23 protein-coding genes are annotated in these 24165 nt (G+C 65.1%); 7 read left to right on the plus strand and 16 right to left on the minus strand.

What is annotated here, in order from left to right; translation table 11 throughout:
* The first annotated feature begins 32 nt into the window (after positions 1-32).
* From HUX88_RS20355 to HUX88_RS20365, 3 genes are all read left to right on the plus strand, one after another.
* Positions 33-914: a LysR family transcriptional regulator gene (locus HUX88_RS20355; RefSeq protein WP_176362937.1), complete on the plus strand. Its 882-nt coding sequence runs from the start codon at positions 33-35 to the stop codon at positions 912-914.
* 67 nt (positions 915-981) lie between these two features.
* Positions 982-1488 (plus strand): GAF domain-containing protein, encoded by a 507-nt coding sequence (locus tag HUX88_RS20360; RefSeq protein WP_117014866.1) that lies wholly within the window; start codon positions 982-984, stop codon positions 1486-1488.
* A gap of 42 nt (positions 1489-1530) precedes the next feature.
* A complete protein-coding gene (locus HUX88_RS20365) occupies positions 1531-2400 on the plus strand; it encodes an alpha/beta fold hydrolase (protein ID WP_199538818.1) in 870 nt (289 codons plus the stop codon).
* Here HUX88_RS20365 and HUX88_RS20370 read toward each other — a convergent pair.
* Positions 2367-3110: a GntR family transcriptional regulator gene (locus HUX88_RS20370; protein ID WP_117014863.1), complete on the minus strand. Its 744-nt coding sequence runs from the start codon at positions 3108-3110 to the stop codon at positions 2367-2369. The genes HUX88_RS20365 and HUX88_RS20370 overlap by 34 nt on opposite strands.
* Before the next feature lie 287 nt (positions 3111-3397).
* On the opposite strand from HUX88_RS20370, the gene HUX88_RS20375 reads away from it, so the two are divergent.
* Entirely contained in the window at positions 3398-6058 is a 2661-nt protein-coding gene (locus HUX88_RS20375) for a TonB-dependent receptor (RefSeq protein WP_117014861.1), read from the plus strand.
* A gap of 300 nt (positions 6059-6358) precedes the next feature.
* Positions 6359-9130, plus strand: a complete 2772-nt coding sequence (locus tag HUX88_RS20380) for a TonB-dependent receptor (RefSeq protein WP_158568951.1) — start codon at positions 6359-6361, stop codon at positions 9128-9130.
* 70 nt (positions 9131-9200) lie between these two features.
* Here the strand turns inward: HUX88_RS20380 and HUX88_RS20385 are convergent, their stop codons facing one another.
* The 6 genes from HUX88_RS20385 to HUX88_RS20410 form a co-directional block, all read right to left on the minus strand.
* Positions 9201-10424 (minus strand): RNA polymerase sigma factor, encoded by a 1224-nt coding sequence (locus tag HUX88_RS20385; RefSeq protein ID WP_176363007.1) that lies wholly within the window; start codon positions 10422-10424, stop codon positions 9201-9203.
* A gap of 31 nt (positions 10425-10455) precedes the next feature.
* Positions 10456-11268 (minus strand): YciI family protein, encoded by an 813-nt coding sequence (locus tag HUX88_RS20390; protein ID WP_176362938.1) that lies wholly within the window; start codon positions 11266-11268, stop codon positions 10456-10458.
* A gap of 33 nt (positions 11269-11301) precedes the next feature.
* Entirely contained in the window at positions 11302-11715 is a 414-nt protein-coding gene (locus HUX88_RS20395; RefSeq protein ID WP_176362939.1) for a YciI family protein, read from the minus strand.
* A 12-nt stretch (positions 11716-11727) separates the two neighbouring features.
* The gene (locus tag HUX88_RS20400) at positions 11728-12201 is read right to left on the minus strand and encodes a VOC family protein (protein ID WP_117014853.1); all 474 of its coding nucleotides are present in this window, start codon (positions 12199-12201) and stop codon (positions 11728-11730) included.
* A gap of 149 nt (positions 12202-12350) precedes the next feature.
* On the minus strand, positions 12351-12935 hold the full coding sequence (locus HUX88_RS20405; protein WP_176362940.1) for a cohesin domain-containing protein: 585 nt from the start codon (positions 12933-12935) through the stop codon (positions 12351-12353).
* A 44-nt stretch (positions 12936-12979) separates the two neighbouring features.
* Entirely contained in the window at positions 12980-15877 is a 2898-nt protein-coding gene (locus HUX88_RS20410; RefSeq protein ID WP_229219435.1) for a M12 family metallo-peptidase, read from the minus strand.
* A 413-nt stretch (positions 15878-16290) separates the two neighbouring features.
* On the opposite strand from HUX88_RS20410, the gene HUX88_RS20415 reads away from it, so the two are divergent.
* Positions 16291-17028, plus strand: a complete 738-nt coding sequence (locus tag HUX88_RS20415; RefSeq protein WP_176362942.1) for a CPBP family intramembrane glutamic endopeptidase — start codon at positions 16291-16293, stop codon at positions 17026-17028.
* Between the two features lie 129 nt (positions 17029-17157).
* Positions 17158-18528 carry an MFS transporter gene (locus tag HUX88_RS20420; RefSeq protein WP_176362943.1) on the plus strand — a complete coding sequence of 457 codons (1371 nt, stop codon included), beginning with the start codon at positions 17158-17160 and terminating at the stop codon, positions 18526-18528.
* Here HUX88_RS20420 and HUX88_RS20425 read toward each other — a convergent pair.
* The 9 genes from HUX88_RS20425 to HUX88_RS20465 form a co-directional block, all read right to left on the minus strand.
* Positions 18500-19402 carry a LysR family transcriptional regulator gene (locus HUX88_RS20425; protein WP_117014845.1) on the minus strand — a complete coding sequence of 301 codons (903 nt, stop codon included), beginning with the start codon at positions 19400-19402 and terminating at the stop codon, positions 18500-18502. The two genes, HUX88_RS20420 and HUX88_RS20425, sit on opposite strands and share 29 nt — an antisense overlap.
* Positions 19403-19463: 61 nt before the next feature.
* Entirely contained in the window at positions 19464-19748 is a 285-nt protein-coding gene (locus tag HUX88_RS20430) for a hypothetical protein (RefSeq protein ID WP_117014844.1), read from the minus strand.
* Positions 19745-20098 (minus strand): hypothetical protein, encoded by a 354-nt coding sequence (locus HUX88_RS20435; protein ID WP_147330507.1) that lies wholly within the window; start codon positions 20096-20098, stop codon positions 19745-19747. Before HUX88_RS20435 ends, HUX88_RS20430 begins: the two co-directional genes overlap by 4 nt.
* A gap of 122 nt (positions 20099-20220) precedes the next feature.
* A complete protein-coding gene (locus tag HUX88_RS20440; protein ID WP_117014842.1) occupies positions 20221-20730 on the minus strand; it encodes a plastocyanin/azurin family copper-binding protein in 510 nt (169 codons plus the stop codon).
* A 23-nt stretch (positions 20731-20753) separates the two neighbouring features.
* Positions 20754-21122, minus strand: a complete 369-nt coding sequence (copC, locus tag HUX88_RS20445; protein WP_117014841.1) for a copper homeostasis periplasmic binding protein CopC — start codon at positions 21120-21122, stop codon at positions 20754-20756.
* Positions 21123-21139: 17 nt separating this feature from the next.
* Positions 21140-21418 (minus strand): copper-binding protein, encoded by a 279-nt coding sequence (locus HUX88_RS20450; protein WP_117014999.1) that lies wholly within the window; start codon positions 21416-21418, stop codon positions 21140-21142.
* Positions 21419-21523: 105 nt separating this feature from the next.
* Positions 21524-21868: a CzcE family metal-binding protein gene (locus HUX88_RS20455; RefSeq protein ID WP_176362944.1), complete on the minus strand. Its 345-nt coding sequence runs from the start codon at positions 21866-21868 to the stop codon at positions 21524-21526.
* Between the two features lie 88 nt (positions 21869-21956).
* A complete protein-coding gene (locus HUX88_RS20460; RefSeq protein WP_176362945.1) occupies positions 21957-23363 on the minus strand; it encodes a heavy metal sensor histidine kinase in 1407 nt (468 codons plus the stop codon).
* Complete coding sequence (locus HUX88_RS20465; protein ID WP_176362946.1) at positions 23360-24031, minus strand: heavy metal response regulator transcription factor; 672 nt, start codon at positions 24029-24031, stop codon at positions 23360-23362. Before HUX88_RS20465 ends, HUX88_RS20460 begins: the two co-directional genes overlap by 4 nt.
* Between the last annotated feature and the right edge of the window lie 134 nt (positions 24032-24165).

Below are 24165 nucleotides of genomic sequence, written 5' to 3' on the forward strand. Positions count from 1 at the left end.
AATGTGCAAAATCGTGATACCTTTTCAGTATCATGAGAACACTCGATACCCATGCATTGCAAATGTTCGTGGCCGTGGCCCAGTGCCTGAACTTCCGCCAGGCCGCCGAGCAGCTGCACATGACGCAGCCGCCGCTGAGCCGCGCCGTGCGCCAGCTGGAGGAGCGGCTGGGCGTCAAGCTGTTCGAGCGCGACACGCAGCACGTGGCGCTGACGCCGGCCGCCGCCGAGCTGCTGCCGCGCGCGCTGCGCATCCTGGCCCTGCTGGACGAGGCCGAGCAGGCGCTGCAAACGCGCCAGCCGGCCATGCGGCTGCGGCTGGGCATGACGTCGTCGATGGAGTCCGACCTGTACCGCGCCTTCACCGACGGCATCCCGGCCGCGCTCGGCGGCGGCGCGCTGGAGACGCTGGGCGACCGCGCGCCGCGGCTGGTCGCCCGCCTGCGCGCGCGGGGGCGGGACGCGGCCATCATCGCGCGGCCGACCAAGACCTTCGACCTGCCGGTGCAGCCGCTGGGCAAGCAGCCGACGCTGGTCGCGCTGTCGAGCCGCCACCCGCTGGCCAGGCGCCGCAGCCTGTCGCTGGCCGACCTGCAGGACCAGCCGGTGTACTGGTTCGAGCGGGCGCGCCAGCCGGCCTTCTTCGACCACAGCCACGCCGTGTTCCGCAAGCACGGCTTCGCGCCGCGCTTCCTGCTGGAGCCGCACGACCATCACGTGCTGCTCAGCGACGTCGCGGCCGGCAAGGGCATGGCGCTGCTGCCCACCTCGTTCGCGGCGATCAGCCGGACGGGCGTGGCCTACCGCAAGCTCAAGGAGGGCGACGAGCTGGCCGCCGGCCTGGGCCTGATCGTCGCCGACGGCCACCCGGCCGAGGCCCTGCTGCGGCGCCTGGCGGCCGAGACGCTGGGCTGAAGCGCTGCGGCCGGGCGCGGAAACGGCTACCATACCGTCCTGGCTCATTTTTCCATCCAAAGACATCATGACTTTCACCCTCAGCGACACCGCCTACGGCACCGACACTCCCGAAGCCAAGCGCGCCATGTTCGACGACCTGCGCTCGCAACTGACCGGCCTGGTCCACGGCGAAAGCGATTTGATCGCCAACACCGCCAACTTCAGCTCGCTGGTCTTCAACAGCATGCCGGGCCTGAACTGGGCCGGCTTCTACTTCCTCAAGGGCGAGGAACTGGTGCTCGGACCGTTCCAGGGCAAGCCGGCCTGCATCCGCATCAAGAAAGGCCGCGGCGTCTGCGGCACCACCGTGGTGGAGGGCAAGTCCATCGTCGTGCCGGACGTGCACGCCTTCCCCGGCCACATCGCCTGCGACGTCAACTCGCGCTCCGAGCTGGTGGTGCCGGTGCGCGGCGCCGACGGCGCGATCGTCGGCGTGTTCGACCTCGACAGCCCTCTGCCGAACCGCTTCGACCAGACCGACGCCGACGGCATCGAGGCGCTGGTCAAGATCCTCGAAGCCACGCTGGCCTAAGCGGGCCGGCCCGAGAGGACCAGCGCCCCCATGGAGACCACCATGACCAAGCAAGTGATCACCCTCGAGGCCGCCGACGGCTACCCGGTCGTCGCCACGCTCTACCCCGCCGCCGGCGAGCCGCACGCCCACCTGGTCGTGGCCAGCGCCACCGGCGTGCCGCAGGGCTTCTACCGCCGCTTCGCCGAGTTCGCGGCCGCGCGCGGCTACCGCGTGCTGACGCTGGACTACCGCGGCATCGGCCTGTCGCGCCCGGCCACGCTCAAGGGCTTCGAGGTGGACCTCCTGGACTGGGGCCGGCTCGACCTGGCCGCCGCCGTCGAGCACATGGACAGCGACGAACTGCCGCTGCTGCTGGTCGGCCATTCCTACGGCGGCCACGCGCTGGGGCTGCTGCCCAACCAGCACAAGGTCGCGGCCTGCTACCTGTTCGGCGTCAGCGCCGGCTGGCACGGCTGGATGCCGCCGCTGGAGCGCGCCAAGGTCTGGCTCACCTGGAACCTGTTCGGCCCGCTGCTGACGCGCTGGAAGGGTTATCTGGCGTGGAGCAAGCTGGGCATGGGCGAGGACCTGCCGCTGACCGTCTACCACCAGTGGAAACGCTGGTGCCGCTACCCGCACTACTTCTTCGACGATCCGGCGATGAGCGGCATCCGCGACAGCTACGACCGGGTGCGCATGCCGGTGCTGGCGGCCAACTCGGTGGACGACCTGTGGGCCGGCCCGGCCTCGCGCGACGCCTTCATGGCCGGCTACCGCAACGCCGCCGTCACCGCCGTCGACATCGATCCGGCGCGGGCCGGCTTCGGCCCCATCGGCCACATGGGCTACTTCAAGGCCCAGGCGCAGCCGCTGTGGGAAGAGGCGCTGGCCTGGTTTCAGACCGAGCTGAGCTCCGCCACGAAGTCGTAGGCGTCGCCGCGAAAATACGAGCGGCAAAACTCCACCACCCGGCCGTCGGCCAGGAAGCCCAGCCGTTCGACCGCCAGGCCCGCATCGGCCTCGCTGGCGTCCAGCAGGCGCGCCTGCTCGGCGTCGAGCAGCAGCGCCGACAACCGCTGCAGCGCCCGCACCGGCCGGTTGCCGCAGCGGTTCAGCGCCTCGTACATCGATTTATCCACCGCCTCCAGCGACGGCAGGCAACCGCCCGGCACGGTCGCGTATTCCACGCACATCGGCGTGCCGTCGGCGTAGCGGACGCGGTGGAAGCGATATACCGCCTCGCCCGGACTCAGGCGCAGCCGCACCGCCTCCTCGCAGGTGGCGATGCCGCTGGCGCGGTGCAGCCAGGTGCTGCCGGGCTGGCGCCCGCGCGCGCGCATGTCCTCGGAAAATGAACTGAGCTTGGAAAAATTCTGCTCGATGCGGCTGTGGTTGATGAAGTTGCCCGAGCCGGGGCGCCGCACCAGCAAGCCCTCCGCCACCAGCCCGTCGAGCGCCTTGCGCACCGTCAGCCGCGACACGTTCAGGTCGCTGGCCAGCTTGCGCTCGGGCGGCAGCGCGTCGTCCGGCAGCAGCACGCGCTGGGCGATGGCCTCGCGCAAGGCGCGCTGCAACTGGTGATACAGCGGCAGGCTGCTGCTCTCGCCAAGCACCTTCACGATGTTGGTCAACGTCATCATACGATACCCCTCCGCCACAGTATAGCACCAATTTAGTACCAAAATTTCGACGTAATATTGATGTAATTTCAATATTTTGCACCAAACAGGTGAATATTAAGCAATTTTTTGTCTAAAAAACACCACATCACTATATTTTTTTGCAACTGGTAGCGCTTTGGTATCATTGTTTACAGTATATTGGCATCGAACTGGTTTTGTTGTTTGGTTTACAAGGGGGAATCTTGCGAGAGATTCATCGTCACAAGAAGTGAACAGGTCCACATGGGCCATACTGGAGATTTGCAATGACGTTTCAACAGCACGCAACAAGCAGCACAGCGGCCCGCACCGGCCTGACCCCGATCGCTGCGGCGGTCGGCATGATGATCGCCTTCGCCACGCCGGCGATGGCCCAGACCACCCAAGCCGGCGACGCACCGGCGGTGGTGACCGTCTCGGGCGTCCGCGCCGCCCTGGAACAATCGCTCAAGCAAAAACGCAATGCCGATTCCGTGGTCGAGGTGGTGACCGCCGAAGACATCGGCAAGATGCCCGACAAGAACGTGGCCGACGCCATCCAGCGCCTGCCCGGCGTGAACATCCAGTCGTCGGCCGGCGGCGAAGGCGGCTTCGGCGAGAACGACCGCGTCAGCCTGCGCGGCACCAGCCCCTCCCTGCAGCAAACCCTGTTCAACGGCCACGCCATCAGCACCGGCGACTGGTTCGTGCTGAACCAGTTCGGCGGCAACGTCGGCCGCTCCAGCAGCTTCTCGCTGCTGCCTTCCGAGCTGGTCAGCTCGGTCGTGGTGCACAAGTCGCAGACCGCCGACCTGGTCGAGGGCGGCGTGTCCGGCGCGATCGACGTCATCACCCGCCGTCCGCTCGAATTCAAGAAGGCGCTGACGCTGGAGGCGTCGGTGCAGGCGGTGTACAACGACCTGGCCAAGAAGACCGAGCCGCAGTTCTCCGGCCTGTTCGCGTGGAAGAACGACAGCAACACCGCCGGCGTGCTGGTGCAGGCCTTCTCCGAAAAGACCACGGTGCGCCGCGACGGCCAGGAAGTGCTGGGCTATGTCACGGTGGGCAAGAACAGCGCGGCCGCCAAGGCCAATCCGGCGCTGGCAGGCCTGTACGTGCCGACCTTCATCGGCGCCTCGCTGTTCGAGCAGAAGAAGAAGCGTGAGGGCGGCGCCTTCGACGCCGAGTTCAAGCCGTCGAAGGAGCTGACGCTGGACCTGAACGGCTTCTACTCCAAGCTGGACGCGCCGCACCAGAACACCAACTGGCTGGCCGCGCCCGGCAACTCCTTCAACCGCGACAACCTGGTGCCGACCAACGTCAGCACCAAGGGCGGCACCATCACCGGCGCCTCGTTCGCCAGCAACTCGGGCGAGGTCGACAACATCTACCGCCCGGACGCCGGCGGCGAGGCCTACTACGTCGACTTCAACTTCCGCTACCGCGCCACGCAGGACCTGACCTTCAGCGGCAAGGCCGGCGTGACCCACGGCGAGGGCTGGGACCACGGCGACGTCTACTACCAGAACAACGTCAGCGGCGGCATGACCTTCCAGTTGAACGGCCTGAGCCCGGCCAGCGTCTCCTACCCCGGCGGCGTGACCACCAAGCCCGGCAGCACAGCCTGGGCCGGCGGCGGCGAATCGCAGTCGATCGACAAGGAACGCTACGCCCAGCTGGACGGCGAGCTGCGCATCAGCCAGGGCGTGCTCGACTCGGTCAAGTTCGGCGTGCGCGCCACCGACCACAAGCGCAGCGCCGAGCACCCGCTGGAATCGAAGCTGGGCCCGCTGGGCGGCAGCAATCCCGGCCCGGCCTGGAGCGGCCAGCAGTATCCGGGCGACTTCGCCTCCAACCTGGGCGGCGGCCTGTCGTCGGCCTACTTCCGCTACGACGGCGCGGCGCTGGGCGCCTGGGGCGCGGTGCCGGGCAACCGCGTGATCGACTTCGTGGCGCGCCACAACTGGCAGGACGAGTTCAAGGTCAACGAGAAGACCACCGCGCTGTACGGCATGGCCAACCTGGCCGGCGACAGCTGGAGCGGCAACGTCGGCCTGCGCGGCGTACGCACCAGGCAGACTTCGATCGTCAACCTGTCCGGCGGCACCAACCCGATCAAGGGCTCGGCCTTCGGCGACTACACGCCGACCACCTTCGAGCGCACCTACAACGACGTGCTGCCAAGCGCCAACATCAAGGTCGACGTGAACCAGGACCTGGTGGTGCGCGGCGCGCTGGCGCGGGCGATCTCGCGTCCCGACTACAGCGCGCTGGGCGGCTCGGTGTCGCTGAACGACGATGCGCTCAGCGCGTCCGGCGGCAACGTCAAGCTCGATCCGGTCCGTTCCAACAACGCCGAAGTGAGCGCCGAATGGTACTTCGCGCCGAAGTCCTCGCTGTCGGCCGGCCTGTTCTACATGGACCTGGTGTCGGTGGTGGCGCAGGGCGGCAGCGTGGGCACCTTCTTCAACAACAAGCAGGGCAAGATGACGGAGTACCAGATCACCTCGCCGTACACCACCAGCGGCAAGAACAAGGGCGTGGAGCTGAGCTACCAGCAGCCGCTGTTCAACAGCTTCGGCGTGCTGGCCAACTACACCTACGCGGACGGCAAGCTGGCCGACGGCAGCGAGCTGCTGAACTCCTCGAAGAGCACCTACAACATCACCGGCTTCTACGAGGACGCCAGGTTCAGCGCGCGCCTGGCGTACAACTACCGCTCCAGCTACAAGGCCGGCGTGGACCGCGGCGCCAGCCAGCACGTCAAGGGCGCGGGCAACCTGGCCGCCTCGTTGAACTACAAGATCAACGAGCAGCTGACCATCACCTTCGACGCACTGAACCTGACCAACACTACCATCAAGATGTACGCGGAGACGCCCGACCAGCCGCGTGCGTTTTACTCGAACGGCCGCACTTTCTACCTGGGCCTGCGCGCCAAGCTGTAAGGCGTAGTGTGTGAAGAGGTAGAGATACCAAGGTTGGCTGGCCCCTCACTCCCGTGGGGGCCAGCTTTTTTTTGCCCGGCCGTTACACCCCAATACTTAAAAACTTATTAAATTTTCTTTTTTTTATGGCATTTCAATTTGTAACTGTTGTTTTAATTGCAAATCGAAACATTGTCGTTGACATCACTTTCGCCCCCATGTTGTCATGTCGATCGACTCCGCCTGTCTATACATCGCAGAGTCGCCATGGACGCCTTCAAGGGTATGCCGCCGTCTTATTTATTAAATTTGGAATCCAAAATGACTACAGAAAAAATGCTGGCGCGCTCGCTGCGCCTGATGTTCTCGGGATCCGTGATGCTGGGACTGGGTGGCGCCGCCCTGGCCCAGGCGCAGACCGCCGCCGACGCGCCGATGCAGCGCGTTGAAATCACCGGTTCGTCGATCAAACGGGCCCAGGCCGAAGGCGCGTTGCCGGTACAGACCGTCACCCGCGAAGACATCCAGAAAATGGGGGTCACCTCGACCGAACAGCTGCTCAGCTCGATCAGCGCGAACGCCCAGGTCGGCGCCGTCAACGCGGCCCAGGGCGTCGGCGCGTCGACCTACGGCCTGTCCTCGGCCAGTCTGCGCGGCATCGGCGGCAGCAAGACGCTGATCCTGGTCAACGGCCGCCGCCTCGCCAACTACGCCACCGACGGCACCACGGTCGACATCAACGCCATCCCGCTGGCCTCGGTCGACCACGTCGAGCTGCTGAAGGATGGCGCCTCCGGCGTGTATGGTTCCGACGCCATCGCCGGCGTGATCAACTTCATCCTTCGCAACAACTTCAACGGCGTCGAAGTGAGCGGCTACGGCAGCGGCACCAAGGACGGCGGCGGCGGCAACACCAAGGCGTCGATCATCGCCGGCTGGGGCGATTTCGACACCGACCGCTACAACGTCACCGTGTCGGCCGACGTCGGCAAGGACAAGCAGATCCTCGGCAGCCAGCGCAAGTACGCCACCAAGTCGTGGAACGACAACGGCCTGCGTGAAGCGAGCGCCACCAACAGCGGCAACATCAACACCTTCGATCCCTATACCGACCCCAACGCCAGCGGCGTGATTCCGCACCGCCTGAAATCGATCGGCGACCCGCTGGGCAATCCGCTGAGCGACAACAACGGCGCCAACTGCGCCCAGAACGGCAGCACCTACAACGCCATCACCGGCAGCTGCCGCTACAACCCCGCGCCGCTGGTCGCGCTGATGCCGGAAGTCAAGCGCGCCAACGTGGCGGCCAGCCTGCGCTTCAAGCTCAACAACAACGTCGAAGCCTATATGGAAGGCTTCCACTCGCAGCAGAAGACCATCACCCTGGCCCAGCCATCGCCGTACAACACCAACTTCCTGAAGGACGACCTGGCGTTCCAGAAGGCCGACGTCTATCCGGCCATCATCCTGTCGCCAAGCAGCCCCTACTACCCGACCAGCTTCCTGGCCGACACCGACCAGGCCGGCAAACCGGTCACCGTCAGCTACCGCGCCTTCGACGGCGGCAATCGCCGCCACGAAGACCTGGCCAAGCTGTCGCACCTCGTGATCGGCATGCGCGGCGAGTTCAAGGGCTACGACTACGACGTCGCCTATGTCCACAACGTCAGCGACGTGAGCGAAACCACGCAGGACGGCTACCAGTCGCAACTGGCGCTGGCCAAGTTGTTAAGCAATAACAACGCCTTCAACCCGTACGCGGCAACCCAGACGCCGGCGCTGGCCGCGCAAATCCGGGCCACCAATTACAACGGCCCGATGATCAATTCGCAGCTGAGCAACGACGCTCTGCATGCGCGCGTCTCCGGCGACCTGTACCAGCTGCCGGCCGGCATGGCCAAGTTCGCGGTGGGCGGCTCGATCAGCAACGAGAACCTGAACCTGAACCCGAGCGCGGCGTTCCAGTCGGGCGACATCGCCGGCTACGGCGCCCAGGCGCTGCCGCTGTCGGCATCGCGTCACTCGTCGGCGCTGTTCGCGGAATTGAACGTGCCGATCCTGAAAGAGCTGGAGGGCGACCTGGCGGTACGCACCGACAAATTCCCGACCGCGACCTCGACCAATCCGAAGCTGAGCCTGCGCTATCAACCGCTGTCGCAACTGCTGGTGCGCGCCTCGTACGGCCGCGGCTTCCGCGAGGCGGCGCTGCCGGAATTGTTCAACCCGCAGACCTTCGCCACCAGCGCGACCTTCACCGACCCGGGCACCAAGACCTCCGGCCAGTACACCGTTCTGACGGGCGGCAATACGCAGCTGAAACCGGAGAAGTCCGAGCAAACGTCGGTGGGCCTGGTGATCGATCCGGTGCCCGGCCTGTCGTTCGCGCTGGACTACTGGAAAATCAACGTCAGCAACCTGATCACCACGCTGGATTCCCAGCTGATCGTGAAGCAGGCGTTTGCCGGCAACCCGCTGTACACCGGCCTGGTGCAGCGCGACGGCTCGGGCGCCATTTCCCAGATCACGGCGACCAACCTGAACGCCGGCGGCATGAAAACCGAAGGCCTGGACCTGGACGCCCGCTGGCGCATCGCCAAGACCGACAACTACGGCACCTTCAACACGCACCTGAACGGCACCTACACCAGCAAGTTCGACCAGACCCTGCCGGACGGCACCGTTCAGCCTAGCGTGGCGCACACGATCGACGACAAAGGCGCGCCGCTGAACGCGGTCAGCGCCGGCGGCATCATCTTCCGCTGGAAGCACCAGCTGACCCTGGACTGGAAATACAAGAACTGGGGCGCCGACCTGACCCAGAACTTCCAGTCCGGCTACTACGACGCGGCGCGGGCCGACTCGGCCACCGGCACCGACGCGGTGCACATCGGCGCGTTCTCGACCTGGGATGCGCAAGTGTCCTACTCCGGCCTGGTCAAGGGTCTGAACCTGCGCGGCGGCGTGAAGAACCTGTTCAACCGCAAACCGCCTGAGGCGATCACCCTGGGTAACTACTTCCAGGCTGGTTACGATCCGACCTACTACGATCCGCACGGCGCGACCGCCTACGTGAGCGCGACCTACGCATTCTAAGTTCGTCGCGTTGCATGACTAAAAAGCCCCCACGGCCACAGCGCCTTGGGGGCTTTTTCATGACGCCTTCCTATTGGGCCGCGGCGCGCGCCAGCAGCAGCGCGCGTTCGCGCTCGTTCCGCGTCAGCTGCGCGGCCCGTTCGAATTCACGGCGCGCCTCGTCATGCCGGCCCAGCTTGGACAGGAAATCGCCGCGCACGCTCGGCAGCAGATGGTAGTGCTTCAGCGCCGCCACATCCATCAAGCCATCCACCACCTCCAGCCCCGCCTCCGGTCCGAAGGCCATGGCCAGCGCCACCGCGCGGTTCAGTTCCACCACCGGCGACGGCGTCAGCTGCGCCAGCGCGTCGTACAGCGCGGCGATGCGCTGCCAGTCGGTGTCGGCCGCGAGCCGCGCGCGCGCATGGCAGGCCGCGATGGCCGCCTGCACGCCGTAGGAACCCAGCCCGCGCCCGGTGCGCTCGGCGCGCTCCAGCGCCGCCAGGCCGCGCCGTATCAGCAACTGGTCCCAGCGCGCGCGGTCCTGCTCCAGCAGCAGGATGGGCTCGCCCTTGGGGCCGACCCGGGCGCGGGCGCGCGAGGACTGGATCTCCATCAGCGCCACCAGGCCGTGCACCTCCGGCTCGTCCGGCGCCAGCTCGGCCAGGATGCGGCCCAGCCGCAGCGCCTCCTCGCACAGCGCCGGCCGCATCCAGTCGGCGCCGGCGCTGGCGGAATAGCCTTCGTTGTAGATCAGGTAGACCACCTGCAGCACCGACGCCAGCCGCTCGGCCAGCTCGTGCGCGCGCGGCGCCTCGAACGGCACCTTGGCCTCGGCCAGCGTGCGCTTGGCGCGCACGATGCGCTGCGCCACCGTCGCCTCCGGCACCAGGAAGGCGCGGGCGATCTCGCCGGTGCCCAGGCCGCCCAGCATGCGCAAGGTCAGCGCCACCCGGCCGTCGGTCGGCAGCACCGGATGGCAGGCCACGAACACCAGCCGCAGCAGGTCGTCGCCGATGTCGTTCTCCAGCGCGTCGGCCACGGCCGCGTCGAGGTTGGGCGCGGCGTCCTGCAGCACGCCTTCGATCTCGTAGGTGAGCTCCCCTTCCTTTTCCTGGTGCAGCTGGCGGCGGCGCAGCACGTCCAGCGCGCGGTTCCTGGCGACGGTGGTCAGCCACGCGGCTGGCTGGTCCGGCACGCCGGTGTCGGGCCAGCGCTCCAGCGCCATCACCAGCGCGTCCTGCGCCAGCTCCTCGGCCTGGCCGACGTCGCGCAGCATGCGCGCCAGCACGGCGATGATCTTGGCGGACTCCATCCGCCATACCGCCTCGACGATCTTGTGGACGTCAGCCGCCACGGGCTTTCTTCCTGAAGGCGTCGCGCAGGCCGGCCTCCAGCAGTTCGGCGCGCAGGCGTTCCTCGGCGGCGCGCATCTCGGGGGTGAATTCCTGGTGGGCGATGCGCTCGCAGGCTTCGCGGATCTCCAGCGTCAGGTCGCCGGGGCTGGGATAGGGGTAGGTCTTGGCCCAGGCGATGGCGTCGTCCAGCGAGGCCGCCTGCAGCATCCAGTAGCCGGCGATCAGTTCCTTGACTTCGGTGAACGGGCCGTCGACCACCGAGGTCTTCGAATTGGCGAAGTGGACGCGGGTGGCGGAGGCGCTGGCCTTCAGGCCCTCGCCCGCCAGCAGCACGCCCTGCCGCACGCCGGCCTCGTTGTAGGCGTTCATCACGTCGATCACTTCCGGCGGCGGCACCGCGTTGGCCTCGGCGTCGTCGTCGGAGCGGATGAAGACCACGTAGCGCGTGAGCGCCTCGTCGCGGCGCGGGATGGTGCCCGCCGCCGTGCCGCGTTCGTCGAAGCCGACGCAGTTGCCGGGGCAGCCCGCGTCGCGGATTTCATACACGGCGCCGCTGTCGAACAGCGGCCACCAGCGCACCTGCTCGATGGCGTCCTCCTTCGACGCCGCCTCGATCAAGGTGAAGCCGGCCACCAGCTCGCGGGGCGCGAACGGCCCGTGCTGCTGGCTCCAGACGCCGTCGCGCCGCAGCAGCCGCACCGCCTCCGTGCTGGGCTTGAGAAAAGTTCCCGGCTCCAGCGCCGGCGGCTGTTGGCCGCGTTCGGTGCTCTGGTTGGCGCGGCGCAGTACCATGTATTCCATCGCTAGCTCCTTTTTTCCGCTAAGGTAGCAGCATCACAGGCGGGCGCGCAAGGCTTCTTCCTGCGCGACCAGCTCCGGCGTGGCGGCGGCGCCGAAATCCTCCATCTCGAACACCTGGCGGATTTCGATTTCCGACGGCGTGTCGAACGGATTCGGGCAGCGCTTCATCCACTCGATGGCCTCCTCCTTCGACTTCACCTGCAGCAGCCAGAAACCGGCGATCAGCTCCTTGGTTTCGGCGAACGGGCCGTCGATGACGGTGCGCTTGCTGCCCTCGTAGCGGATGCGCGCGCCCTTGGAGCTGGGATGCACGCCCTCGCCGGCCAGCAGCACGCCGGCGCTCACCAGTTCCTCGTTGAACTTGCCCATCGCCGTCAGCAGCTCGGTGCTCGGCATCTTGCCCGCTTCGGAATCCTCGGTGGCTTTAACGATAATCATGAAACGCATAGTGTTCTCCGCTCAGCCGCAATCGGGCATTTGTTGCTTCATGGCCGCGTCCATTTCCTCGCGCGTCATGTCCCTGGTGTGGGTGGCGATCGACCAGACGTGGCCGAAGGGATCGGTGACCTGGCCGTAGCGGTCGCCCCAGAACATGTCGGCCGGCGGCATCTTCTCGGTGGCGCCGGCGGCGATCGCCTGGGCGTAGGTGGCGTCGACGTCGGGCACGTAGATGTGCAGCGTGACCGGGCTGCCCTTGAGCGCCTTGGGGCCGAGGTTGCCAAAGTCGCGGAACTCGTCCACCAGCATGACGGTGGAGTCGCCGATGCGGACGGCAGCGTGTATCAGCTTGCCTTCCTGGCCGGGGATGCGCGCGGTCTCGACGGCATTGAACGCTTTTTTATAGAACTCGATGGCGTCCGCCGCACCGTCGACGACCAGGTGCGGGGTGACGCTGTGCATGCCTTCCGGGATAGGATTTACTTTTGCAGTCATGATGCTCTCCTTTAAGTGAAAGTAGGACCGAGTGAAACGCTCACTCTACCTCCACGACGAAGCAGCACGCATCAAATCGACAAATATTTTTAAATTTTTTTAAATATTTTTGGCCGCGCTGCCGCGCGAGGCGGCAGCGCGGTGAAACATCAGCCGGCTTTACGGCGGCGCAACGCCGCCAGGCCGGCCAGGCCGACACCCAGCATCAGGTAGGCCGACGGTTCCGGCACGGCGGTCGTGACCAGCGTCTGCGTCCCCAGTTGCGTGGTGATGTCCGCCAGGCTGGAGTTCAGGAACAAGGCGTCGGTGAAGCTCAGCGTGCTGGTGCCGGCGCCGATCACATTGAACTTCAGGTGCGCCAGGCTGCCGCCGCCGCTCACGCCCGGCACCTGGCCGAACTTGCTGCCATACACATAGGACACCAGCCCCGGCGTGCCGGTCGCATCGACCACGCCGAAGTCGGTGGCGCCGCCGTCCGAACCCAGGAAGGCGCCTTCGCTGCTGCCAGCCACTTGCAGGTAGGCCGGATTGAACACCAGCGAGAAGTTGTAGCCATACAGGTCCGTGACGCCGGCGATGCGGATGTCCAGGTCGATGGTCGAGCCCACCACGCCGCTGGACGGCGCGGCGACGATGCTCAGCACCGGGTCGGCGGCGTAGGCCGACGGCGCGGCGAAGGCGGCGGCCAGCAACGCGGCGCCGGCCTGGTATTTCCATTTTTTCAAACTCAACATATTGTTTTTTCCTTTTGCCCGACGGGCTTCAATTGTGGGGTGGCTTACAGGCGGCAACCGCCCGGTATGCGTTGCGTCTCGGCCGACAGGTCGCGCGCGTCCACCACGCCATCCTTGTTCAGGTCGGCGCGCGCGTCGAAGCCGGCCTGGCCGGTGCGCTTGCCCAGCGCGGCCTTGATGATGGCCAGGTCGTCGCAGTTGACCGCGCCGTCGCCGTTGACGTCGCCCACCAGGCGGATCGTGAAGTTGGCGTTCGACACATCGAAGAAGATGTTGTCGACCGCTTCCACCTTGATGCGCGCCGTGGCGCTGCCCACCATCGGCAGCGCGACCGCCTTGCTGCCGGTGTTGGGCGTGCTGGCCGCCAGCGTGTACGGATAGGTCTTGCCGCCGTCGGTGGACAGCGTGATCTTCACGTTGGCGGTGTTGACCGGCGCCACATTGGTGTTGGCCACGCTCCAGGTCACGGTCTGGGTCGAGCCGGCGTCCAGCGAGACCGCCGTGTTCGGCGACGTCACCAGGAAGGGACCGGCGTTGGGCGCCAATACCAGCCTGGTGCTGGCGTTGCCCACGCCGCCACGACCGTCACGCGCCGTCAGGCGGAAGTTCAGCGAGGCCGGATTGGCGTTGGCGCTGAAGCCCACGTAGTCGGCCGTCGGCAGGAACTCCGAGAAGCACTCGATGTCGGCCGGGGTCGGCGTCGCCGCGGCGGCCGGGCAGCTGCCGGTTTCGGCGTTGGTGTTGTTGGCCAGGATCTGCGCCATGTCCGGGAACACGCGGGTCGGATCGGTGCTGACGTGGTTCTCGCCCGGCGAGCCGTACTTGATGGTGTCGTCGTTGCTGACCACGGCGCGCACGCCGAACTGGCGGAACAGCGGCCCGTTGGTCTTGTCGTTGCTGATCAAGCCGGTGCCGTTGCCGTTGGCGCGGTCGTTCTGCTCCCACATGTAGGTCAGGGTGTCGCCCTCGCCGTCGGTGGCGCTGCCGGTCAGCGCGAACGGCGTGCGGACCGGGATGGTGTAGCCGGTCGGCACCGTCACCACCGGCGTGGTATTGCCGGTGAACGACAAGGCGCCGCGACGGGTGGTGGACCCGCCGGAAACGACCTCGCCGACATAGCCGCTGCAACCGCCGCTGCAATCGACCAGCTGCAGCAGCGGCACCTTGGTGCCGGCCAGCGCGCCGTTGAAGGTCAGCGTGACGGCGTTGTCGCTGACCGCGGTGACGGACACGGTGCCGCCCGCGGGCCAGCCGCTGATGCCCTGGATAGCGTTCTTGATGCCGCCGGCGTTGAAGTTGCCGCCGCGGACGATGGGCGCCGAGTCGTGGCCGTTGTAGCGCAGCTTGAACTGCTGGGTGCCGCCGAAGTTGGTCAGCGCCACCATCTGCACTTCGTTGACGTTGGTTTCCGCGCCGGAGGTGTAGGTGACGATTTCATCGAAGCTGCGCTGCGACCAATAGGCGTCACTGTGGGTCTGCAGGTTGTCGGTGCCGCAGATGCCGGCGTAGGCCATGATCGACGAGCCGCTGCCCGGCTCCACCGAGGTGCCGGCGTTGCGGTTGCCGCCCGAGCAATTGCTGATCACGCCGTTGAAGGTGTGGTTGCCGGAGAACTGGTGGCCCATTTCGTGCGCCACGTAATCGACCGCGTAGAAGTCGCCGACCGGGGTGGGGATGCCGGTGCAGCCCTGCGCCTTGCCGCTGCCGCCGACCACGCCCAGGCTGGCGATGCCGCCGCCGTTAAGGCCGAGCGCGATGTGGCCGACATCGAAGTTGCCGGCCCCGGCCAGCAGGCCCGCCACCACGCGGTTGCGCGACAGCGTGCCGCTGCCGCAGGTGCTCGCCTGTTCAGCCGTGAAGCAGGCCGCGCCGCCGCAGGGACCGTTGGCGCCGGTCATTTGCGCGGCGGTGTCCAGGTTCAGCGCGTCGGTGTTATTGATCAGCATGAGGCGGATCGCGGTCTCGTCCTCGTAGACCTGGGTGACGCGGTTGATCAGCGTGACCTTGGCCGCCGTGACGTTGGCCGGGCCGCCGAAATAGGTGGCGTAGGACGGATCGGTGACCAGCGCCAGGCGGTAGGTGCGCAGCTGGTTGCCCGAGGTCGGGCCGGCCACGACCTGGTCGTCCACCACGTGGTAGGCCACGGTGCTGGTCGACTTGCCGTCGGTGGCGCTCACTTCGAAGGCGCCGGTGTTGCGCGACGGGTCGGCCACCAGCGTGGTGTTGATCACGCCTTCGGCGTCGGCGGTGACGACCACGCTCTGGCGCGTGGCGCTGTCGCCCTCGTTGCGCACCGAGACCGTGACCGAGGCGCCCGGCGTGAAGCCGGCGCCGCGCACTTCGACCTTGTCGTCGGCGTGGTAGAAGCCCTGCGACAGCGCGATCTGCGCCTCGGTCAGCGGCGCTTCGCGCAGCGCGCCGTGGCTGTTGGCCAGGTCGCGGCTGTGATAGCTGTTGTAGACGCTGTCGTCCAGCGCGGTCTGCGGATCGACATACCAGGCGCCGGCCGGCGTGCGTACCGAGGCGTGCAGACCCAGCGGCGTGATGTCCATGCGCAGGCTGGCGTTCGGATCGTCGATGCCCTTGCCGGCGTAGGTCTTGATTTCGGGGTGCTTGGCGGCCAGGCCCGCTTCCATGATCGGCGAATCGACGATGGCGAAGCGCTGGTAGCCGCCGTCCGGGTGCGGCAGCGAAATGATCAGCGGGCTGACGGCGGCGGCGTCGGTGCGCTCCAGCGGCGCCGACTGGGCCAGCTGCCTCAGGCCGTTGCGGTTCAGGGTGGCGGCGTGGAAGCGACGCGGGCCGGACGTGCCGGCCGCTTGCGCGCTGCGTCCGCCTGCGGGGCCGACGTCCTGCCAGAAGTCGCCGGTCGGATGGCTCGGGGTCGGCGCGTCCGTGGCGATGACGGCGGCGGAACTGGAGATGGTCCAGCCCAATGCCATGAAAGCAATTAACATGCGTCCAGCGGTGGGACGCAGCGTTGCCCTCGCCTTTTTGAGGCGGGGAGTCGGTGACGGGTTCACTGAAAGTTTCATGCCTGCTATACCCTTAATGTTATTGTTGATACGAAAGGTCCGTTTTCCCTGTGAAATATGCCCAGTGAAACATTCATGTGTTGCGAACAAGACATGCAAAAGTTTCAATTTAAGTATTACTTAATTAACTTGTTGTCACAACAGTTCGCGGGCATTTTTTTTCTTGCGGCCAGCAACCGTGAGCGTTTCAGCCACAAACGCAAAAAATCACTGTTGTCTTTAATACACAGCTTTGATTTGTATGTTAGACAAGACGGGGAAAGCGAAGGGCATTGCACTCCTGTATTATTGCTTCACAAATAAACAAAGAAAACATGGGCATGAAACGACTCCACATTACTTTGCCGCTGGCGCTGGTTGCGCTGACGGTTTGGCTGGGCCTGACATTGGGCACCGGCAGATTGCTCGGCCGCAGCCAGCTATCGTTGGTTGAATCGGTGGCCGGCGGCATCGGCCCCGCGTGGGTGTTGGCGGCCTTGTTTGCGTTGGGGGTGGCGCTGGCTTCGATCGACCGCCGCGCCGCCGGCCTGCATGCTCCCGAATCGTGGAAATCGCTGCGGCTGGTCTTGCCGCCCCTGCTCTTTTCGCTGCTGATGCTGCTTGTGGCGTGGGCGGACGGATGGCCGCCGGCGAAAGTGCTGCTGGTCGTCGGCTGCAATACCGCGCTGGTGGCGGTGTCGGAAGAGCTGATGTTCCGGTCGGTATTGCTGCAAGGCCTGCTGGACCGGCACCCGGTCTGGCCCGCCGTGCTGGTCTCGTCGCTGTTGTTCGGCGTGGTCCACACCGTCAATGGCTGGGCCAGCGGCGACTTCGGCGGCGCGCTGTGGCAGTCGCTCGCGGCCTCCCTGCAGGGCGTGGGCTACGCCGCCATTTGCCTGCGCACGCGTTCGGTGTGGCCGATGGTGGTGGTGCACGGCGTGTGGGACTTCGCCCTGGTGACGTCGGCGCTGGCGGCGGCCGGCACCGGCGAGGGTTCGGTGCTGCCATTCGCGGCGGTGCTGGCGGTGCTGCCGCTTTGCCTGTACGGCGTGTTCCTGCTGCGCGGCGGCCGGCGGTGAAACGATAAGGGCCCGCGCTCCGCGATTGTTTAACGCCGCTGCAAACTGTTTTCAGGGATGAGTTCTTTACGGCGCGATCGAGCAGGCACTACGATCGACGCCTTGCCTCACGCAACAGGAGAACTCATCATGTCCACGCCAACCGGGAAGCGCCTCGCGCTCCTGTCATCCTGCCTCGCCTTCGTCATCGTCATACTCGATGTCAGCGTGGTCAACGTCGCGCTGCGCAGCCTGCGCGCCGAATTCACCGGCACCATGTCGCATCTTGAATGGGTGGTCAGCGGCTACACGCTGACCTTCGCCGCCTTCCTGCTGACGGCGGGCGCGCTGGGCGACCGCTTCGGTCCGCGCAAGGTCTTCCTCACCGGCTTCGTGTTGTTCGCGCTGGCCTCCCTGCTGTGCGGCGTCGCCGGCAGCCTGGCCGCGCTGATCGTCTACCGCCTGCTGCAAGGCCTGGGCGCGGCGCTGGTGGTGCCGGCCTCGCTGGCCATCGTCAACCAGACCTTCCCGGACAAGGACGCGCGCAGCCGGGCGATCAGCCTGTGGGCCGCGGCGGGCGGCATGGCGCTGGCGCTCGGCCCGGTGTTCGGCGGCGTGCTGATCTCGCTGACCGGCTGGCGATCGATCTTCTACGTCAACGTGCCCATCGCGCTGCTCGGCAGCCTGATCGCCTGGCGCTGGGTGAAGGACGCCGCCAGCACGGCCGCCCGCGCGATCGATATTCCGGGACAGCTGCTGGCCGCCCTGGCGCTGGGCGGCTTCACGCTGGCCTTGATACAGGTGAATGCGTCCGGTCCCTATTCGCCGCTGGTGGTGGGCGGGATGATGGTGTTCCTGTTGTCCGGCGCGGCGTTTGTCGCGACCGAGAAGAACATGGCACAGCCCATGCTGCCGCTGCACCTGTTCAGGACCGGCCATTTCGCCTCGTCGGCGCTGGCGGGCATACTGGTCAACTTCGCGTTCTATGGACAGATCTTTTTGTTCAGCCTGTTCTTTCAATATGCGTGGGCCTACTCGCCGCTCGACACCGGCCTGGCCTTCCTGCCGATGACCGGCTCCATCATGGCCGCCAACCTGTTGTGCGGAAAACTGATGGTGCGGCATGGCCACAGGACGGTGCTCGTGTCCGGCATCTCGCTGGCCGCGCTGGGCTACCTGGCGATGCTGCCGTTTGTCGGCGACGGGCACTACGCGCACATCGGCGTTCAGTTCATCGTGGCCGGGCTGGGCATCGGACTGGCGGTGCCGGCGCTGACCAATGCGATGGTGTCGTCAACCGAGCAGCGCTACATCGGCGTCGCGTCCGGCGTGCTGAACGCCTCGCGCCAGATCGGCGGCTTGATCGGCGTCGCCACGATGGGCTTGATGGTCGGCGACGTCACGGCCGCGCGCCTGGCCGGCGGCATGGTCCCTGCGCTGCTGTGCTCGATCGCCGCGCTGGCCGTCGGCGCGTTGATCGTGGCGCCGGGTGTCAGGAAAATTCGTCGAGCAGAAATTTGACCAGGGCCTTCAGCGTCGATGGCATGTGGTCCATTTTCCGGTAGACCAGGTGCATGGCGCGGTCGGGCACGCGGTAGTCCGGCAGCAGGCGCACCAGCTGGCCGCTTTGCAGCCATGGTTGCGCCAGCAGTTCCGGTATCAGCGCGATGCCGGCGCCTTTCAGGACCAGCGCGCAGGCGCCCTGCGCATCGTTCACCTGCATCTTGAACGGGACGTCGACCTTGTGGATGGCGCCGTCGCCGCCGATGAATTCCCACGTGGTTTGCAGGCGGTTCCAGACGGTCTTGTGATCGAAATAGGTGGCGATGCACGGATGCCGAGCCAGGTCCCCGGGCGTGGATGGCGGCGGATGGCCGGCCAGGTAATCGGGCGAGGTGCACAGCACCACGGAATACGGCCGCAACGGCCGCGCCACCAGGTTCGAATCGGACAGAGGGCCGAGCCGGATGGCGGCGTCGTAGTCGGTCGTGGTCATGTCGACGATGTCGTCGCTGATCGAGACGTCGACGCGGATCTTCGGGTACTGCGCGTAGAACTCGCCCAGCCGCGGCAGCAGCGCGGCGACGCCGAAGGTGCGGGGTGCCGTCAGGTTCAGCGTGCCTTCGGGATTGACGCTGAAATTGGAGGCGACCTCCCCGCTCTCCCGGATCATCGCCAGCACGTTCTGGCAGACGCCGTAATAGTAGGTGCCGAAATCGGTGATCGACAGGTTGCGGGTGGTGCGGGCCACCAGCGCGGTGCCCAGGTCCTCCTCGAGATACTTGAGGTAGTTGCTGACCATCGACACGGATAGATTGGAGTTCTGCGCTGCGACCGTCAGGCTTTTCTTGTCCACGACCTTGACGAAAATTTGCATCGCCTTCAATTTATCCATTGCACGTCCTCTGACTATTTCTGCAATATTACCCCGCAAGCTGGAAGGACGCCAGGGAGCATCATGGCTTGTAGCGTTGGGACGCGACGAAGTCATCAAGGACTTGCCAGGCTATCTCATGCAGGGCTTTTCCGTTTTCGACTTCAGCCTGCCATGCAGGGCTGGTGGAGATATATTCCTTCGCCTCCCCAAGCGAATAAAATCCGGAGTTCCGCAGCGCCAGAATTGCATCGCTAATAGACAATCCTCGCCGCTTCAGCTCCAACAGGACCTCTTCTCGCTCAACATCATTGGCCTGTTGCCATTTCGATTTTACGAGCTCGGCACCAAGTTCAGATTTGTTCATTTCCTCCTCCTACGTCTGATATCCACGATCTTTCCTACATTCGCAGAACTACTACCAGCAGTGCGTTTTCCAAGCACAGTCATTGCATCATATCCAAGCGCATTGCCAGCTTTCAGCAAGGCGCGAAATTGAGCAAGCAACTCTTTCGTAATTGTCGATTTTTTTATGCCGGGCGGGTCGAATGCTGGATAGACGCAGAGATCTCTGCAAACGATCGTATCTTTTTCCAGAACGACCTCAGCCAAAACCCTTACCTCGCCTTCCGGCGTATCAAACGCATAGTCCAAAAAGCCGTCCCGCCCTGCGCGGGCTTTCGCCACTGCGGTTCTCAACGCGTCTTCGACACTCATTTTGGTTGGTCCAGTGTACGCCACCAAAGACGGCCGCGCCACTTCACCAGTAGCACAGCCGAAAACGCCAAAAAGACAGGTGACGCTCGCGGGCCGGCTGAGCGTTCGCAAAAAAACTAAGACTACATTTTCCCTTCAACCGCCACGATGCCCTTCATCCCGGCTTCAAAATGCCCCGGTTGCAAACAGGCGAACTCGACTTTTCCGGCGCTGTCGAACTGCCAGACCAGATTGCCGCTCATGCCTGGCGCGAGGGTCACCTGATTGGCCTCGGCGTGCTCCATTTCCGGAAACTTCATCATCATTTGCGCATGTTCCTTCAGTTCGCTGGCAGAGCCAATTACCATCTCATGCTTCAGCTTCCCCGAATTCTTCACCACAAACCGTACCACCTCGCCTTGTTTGACCGTGATGGTCGACGGCGAAAACCGCATCGTGTCGTTCATGTCGACCACGACAGTCCGTGTCACCATGGCTGGGTCCCCCGATTTTCCGACCAGAGATGCGCCATGATCGTGAGCGCCATGCCGATGCGCGGCGCCTTGCATCTGGTCGTCGCTTGCAGCTGCCGCGGCCAGCGACAACATCGAAGTACATAAAGCGAGTGAAATCGCGGCACCAATACTCTTCATTTGTTTCTCCAGAATTTAAGCGTTCATTTCACCGTAAACTTGAAGTCGCCCTTGCGACGATGGCCGTCATGCCCCGCAACGGCCCAGCTGACCGTATAGGTTCCCGCCGACAGGCCAGCCACAGAGAGACGCAGGATGGCGGGATCGGCCTCGTCCACCGTGGCTTTCCCGGTCGCCAGCTCTTTACCCGCGCCGTCCGCGACAGTGATGTTGCTGAATGCCGGTTCGATTTTTTCATTGAAGGTGAGCGCGATTGCCTTCGGCGCCGCGTCGACGATCGAGCCCGCGGCCGGGTCGGAGCTTTTCAGCGTCGCGTGCGCCATCGCCATAGGGCTGGCCAGGACGGCGGCGGCAACGGTCGCTGCGGCGATGGTGTTATACAGTGCTTTCATACGCGTGCTCCCTTGGGTTATTTAACAACATCGATAGCGGTGACCGTGAGCGCTCCGTTGACCTTGTCGGCAACGAAATGCACCTTGTCGCCCTGCTTGACCTGATCCAGCATGGCCGGTTCCTGGACTTTGAACATCATCGTCATGCCCGGCATGCCCAGGTTCTTGAGTTCGCCGTGCTTGATGGTCAGCTTGCCGGCTTCCCGATCCACTTTTTTGATTTCGCCTTCGCTCATCGCCATCTGGGCGTGTGCCGCCTGCTGTGCGTGAGCCAGCGACGCCGAACCGAAAGACATGGCGACGGCGGCGGCCAGGATGAGTTTATTCAGGTGTTTCACGATATTTCCTTTCAGGTTTAAACCGGACCGCTTGCGAGCCGTGACCGCAACGTTGAACCAGCCTCAGTTCACGTACAGCGGATTTGGCGCGACGTAGACCCACACGCCATGCGTGTTGATGCCGGCCGGCGCGATCGCGGCGAGTGCGAAGCGGTCGCTGTCGCGCAGCGTGTCGAACTGCCAGGTGAACGATTTGCCGTCCACATCGATCGTCACCACATCGCCGTTTTCAACGTTGATGAACTTGGTGGCGGCCGAGATCACGATCGTGCGCGTGGCCGCTTGCGCCGGCGCCGCGCGGCCGAGCGCCGGACCGGCCACGGCGTTGTCCTGGTGTGCCATGCCGGCCAACGGCGCCATGGCGGCGGCGAAGATGATGGAGGCGATAGTGGCTTTGACGTTTTTCATGCTTACCCTTTCGAGGTGGTGTGTTGTGAAGTCGATGAGGCTATTCTAAGGAGCCAACTCGCACACCCGCATGACCGAAAAATTACATTTACATTGCAGGCCCTGGAAAGAACAAGGCGAAGCGCGTCTTGCCATTGAGTTCGCTCGTCGCGCTCGCGTGCCCGCCATGCAGCGCCATGATCGACTTCACGATGGCCAGGCCCAGGCCAGCCGAGCTCGATTGCGAGGAGCGCGATTGATCGGAGCGGTAGAAGCGGTCGAACACCCGTGGCAGGTGCGCTGGATCGATCCCGGGGCCGGAATTGGTCACGGAAATCGTCGTGCCGGCGCCGCTGCTTGCAGCCGCCAGCACGATGTCGCAGCCTGGCGGTGTGTAGCGCACGGCATTGGCCACCAGGTTGCTGACCGCCCTGCGCAACAGAAGTCCGTCAGCCCAGACCTCCCCCTGCGCCGCTATCGTCAGCCTGACATCGGCCTCGGACGCCAATCCTTCGAAGTATTCGGCGACCTTGCCTAGCTCCTCGGCGGCATCCAGACGTTCGGTGCTGAGGGCGACCTGGTCGTGATCCGCGCGCGCCAGGAACAGCATGCTTTCCACCATTCTGGCCAGCCTGCCGAATTCCTCATGGTTGGAGGACAATAAATTCTGGTACTCCTCGATATCGCGCGGCTGCGAAAACACCACCTCGGTCTGCACCATCAGATTGTTCAAGGGCGTGCGCAAGTCATGCGCCAGGTCATCGGCGAATTGCGACAGGTTGTTGAAGCTGTTTTGCAAGCGGTCCAGTACCAGGTTGAAGGAATCCGCCAGCAGGCGCAACTCGGCGGGCGCGGCGTCGGCGTCCAGCCGCTTGTCGAGGTTGCGCGCCGTGACCTCCTGCGCCTGCGCGGCCAGCGCGCGTACGCGCGCCAAGCCCCGGTGCACCAGAAAATACCCTGTCGCGGCGGTCAACATGGCGCCGGCGATCGCCGCGATCCAGACTTTCAAGCGGTAGGCCCGGAGCACCTGCTGGCGTTCATGGGCGGTGCATGCCACCGAAATGTGCACGACATCGCCGCTGGTACCGACCCGGCCCATCGCAGTCAATACTTGCAACGCAGCGCCATCGGCCGCGATCATGTGGCGGGTATCGCCGGTGGACGGTGTCGCATCGGCTGCCACGGCGCCTCCGGGCAACGCAAAGCCGCGTTCCGCCGTATTCTTGACCAGCACCTGTCCGCCAGGAGTCTGGATGACCAGGAAAAGTCCGTGGCTGACATCGACAGCATCGAGGAAGCGGTGCGGCTCGCGTTGTATGGAACCGGCATCCGAGGTTTCAGCGAGCAAATGGCGCAGCTGCAGCACGCGCTCCACGAGTTCCGCCTCATCCCGCTCTTGAAGCTGGACGGCCAGCGCTCGGTAGAGATAGAAGCCGACCGCAGAGAAAACGATGACCGCGACAATGGCGAACAACGCGCCCAGCTGCGCGGTCAGCGAATACCCCGGCCTGTTCATCCGCGGTCTTCCAGCACGTATCCCATGCTGCGGATGGTGTGGATCAGCTTGACCGTGTAGGGATCGTCGATTTTGGCGCGCAGCCGGCGCACCGCCACGTCCACCACATTGGTGTCGCTGTCGAAATTCATGTCCCAGACCTGCGAGGCGATCAATGGCCGGGACAGCACCTGGCCCACGCGCTTGGACATCAGGTGCAGCAAGGCGAATTCCTTCGCCGTGAGATCGATACGCTGGCCGGCGCGGGTGACACGGCGCTTGGGCACGTCCAGTTCCAGGTCGGCGATCTGGAACAGCTCGGGCTCCTTGATCGGCCCGCGCCGCAGCAAGGTGCGAATCCGGACCAGCAGCTCGGCGAAGGCGAACGGCTTGACCAGGTAGTCGTCGGCGCCCAGCTCCAGGCCCTTGATGCGGTCGTTCAGCGCGTCGCGCGCGGTCAGGAACAGCACCGGCGTATCGACCGTCTTGCGCAGTTCCGTGACGATTTGCCAGCCGTCCATACCGGGCAGCATGACATCGAGCACGATCAGGTCGTAGTGGCTGGTGGTCGCCGCATGCAAGCCTTCCGGCCCGTTGTTGGCCCAGTCCACCACAAAGCCGGACTCGGTAAGGCCCTTCTGGAGATACTCCCCGGCCTTTTGTTCATCCTCCACCACGAGCAAGCGCATATCTGTCCTTTGCAGTCTCCGCGGAGCTTCCCGCCCTCGCGGCCGTTAGTCTACCGCAGCAACATGACGCCAACATGGCCGAAGCATTACAAATTGTCAGAAACGGCGTCGTTCCGTGGCCAAGGGCCGGTCTG

The sequence above is a fragment of the Duganella sp. BJB1802 genome (assembly GCF_013369445.1).
In the GTDB taxonomy this organism is placed as follows: domain Bacteria; phylum Pseudomonadota; class Gammaproteobacteria; order Burkholderiales; family Burkholderiaceae_D; genus Rugamonas; species Rugamonas vulcania_A.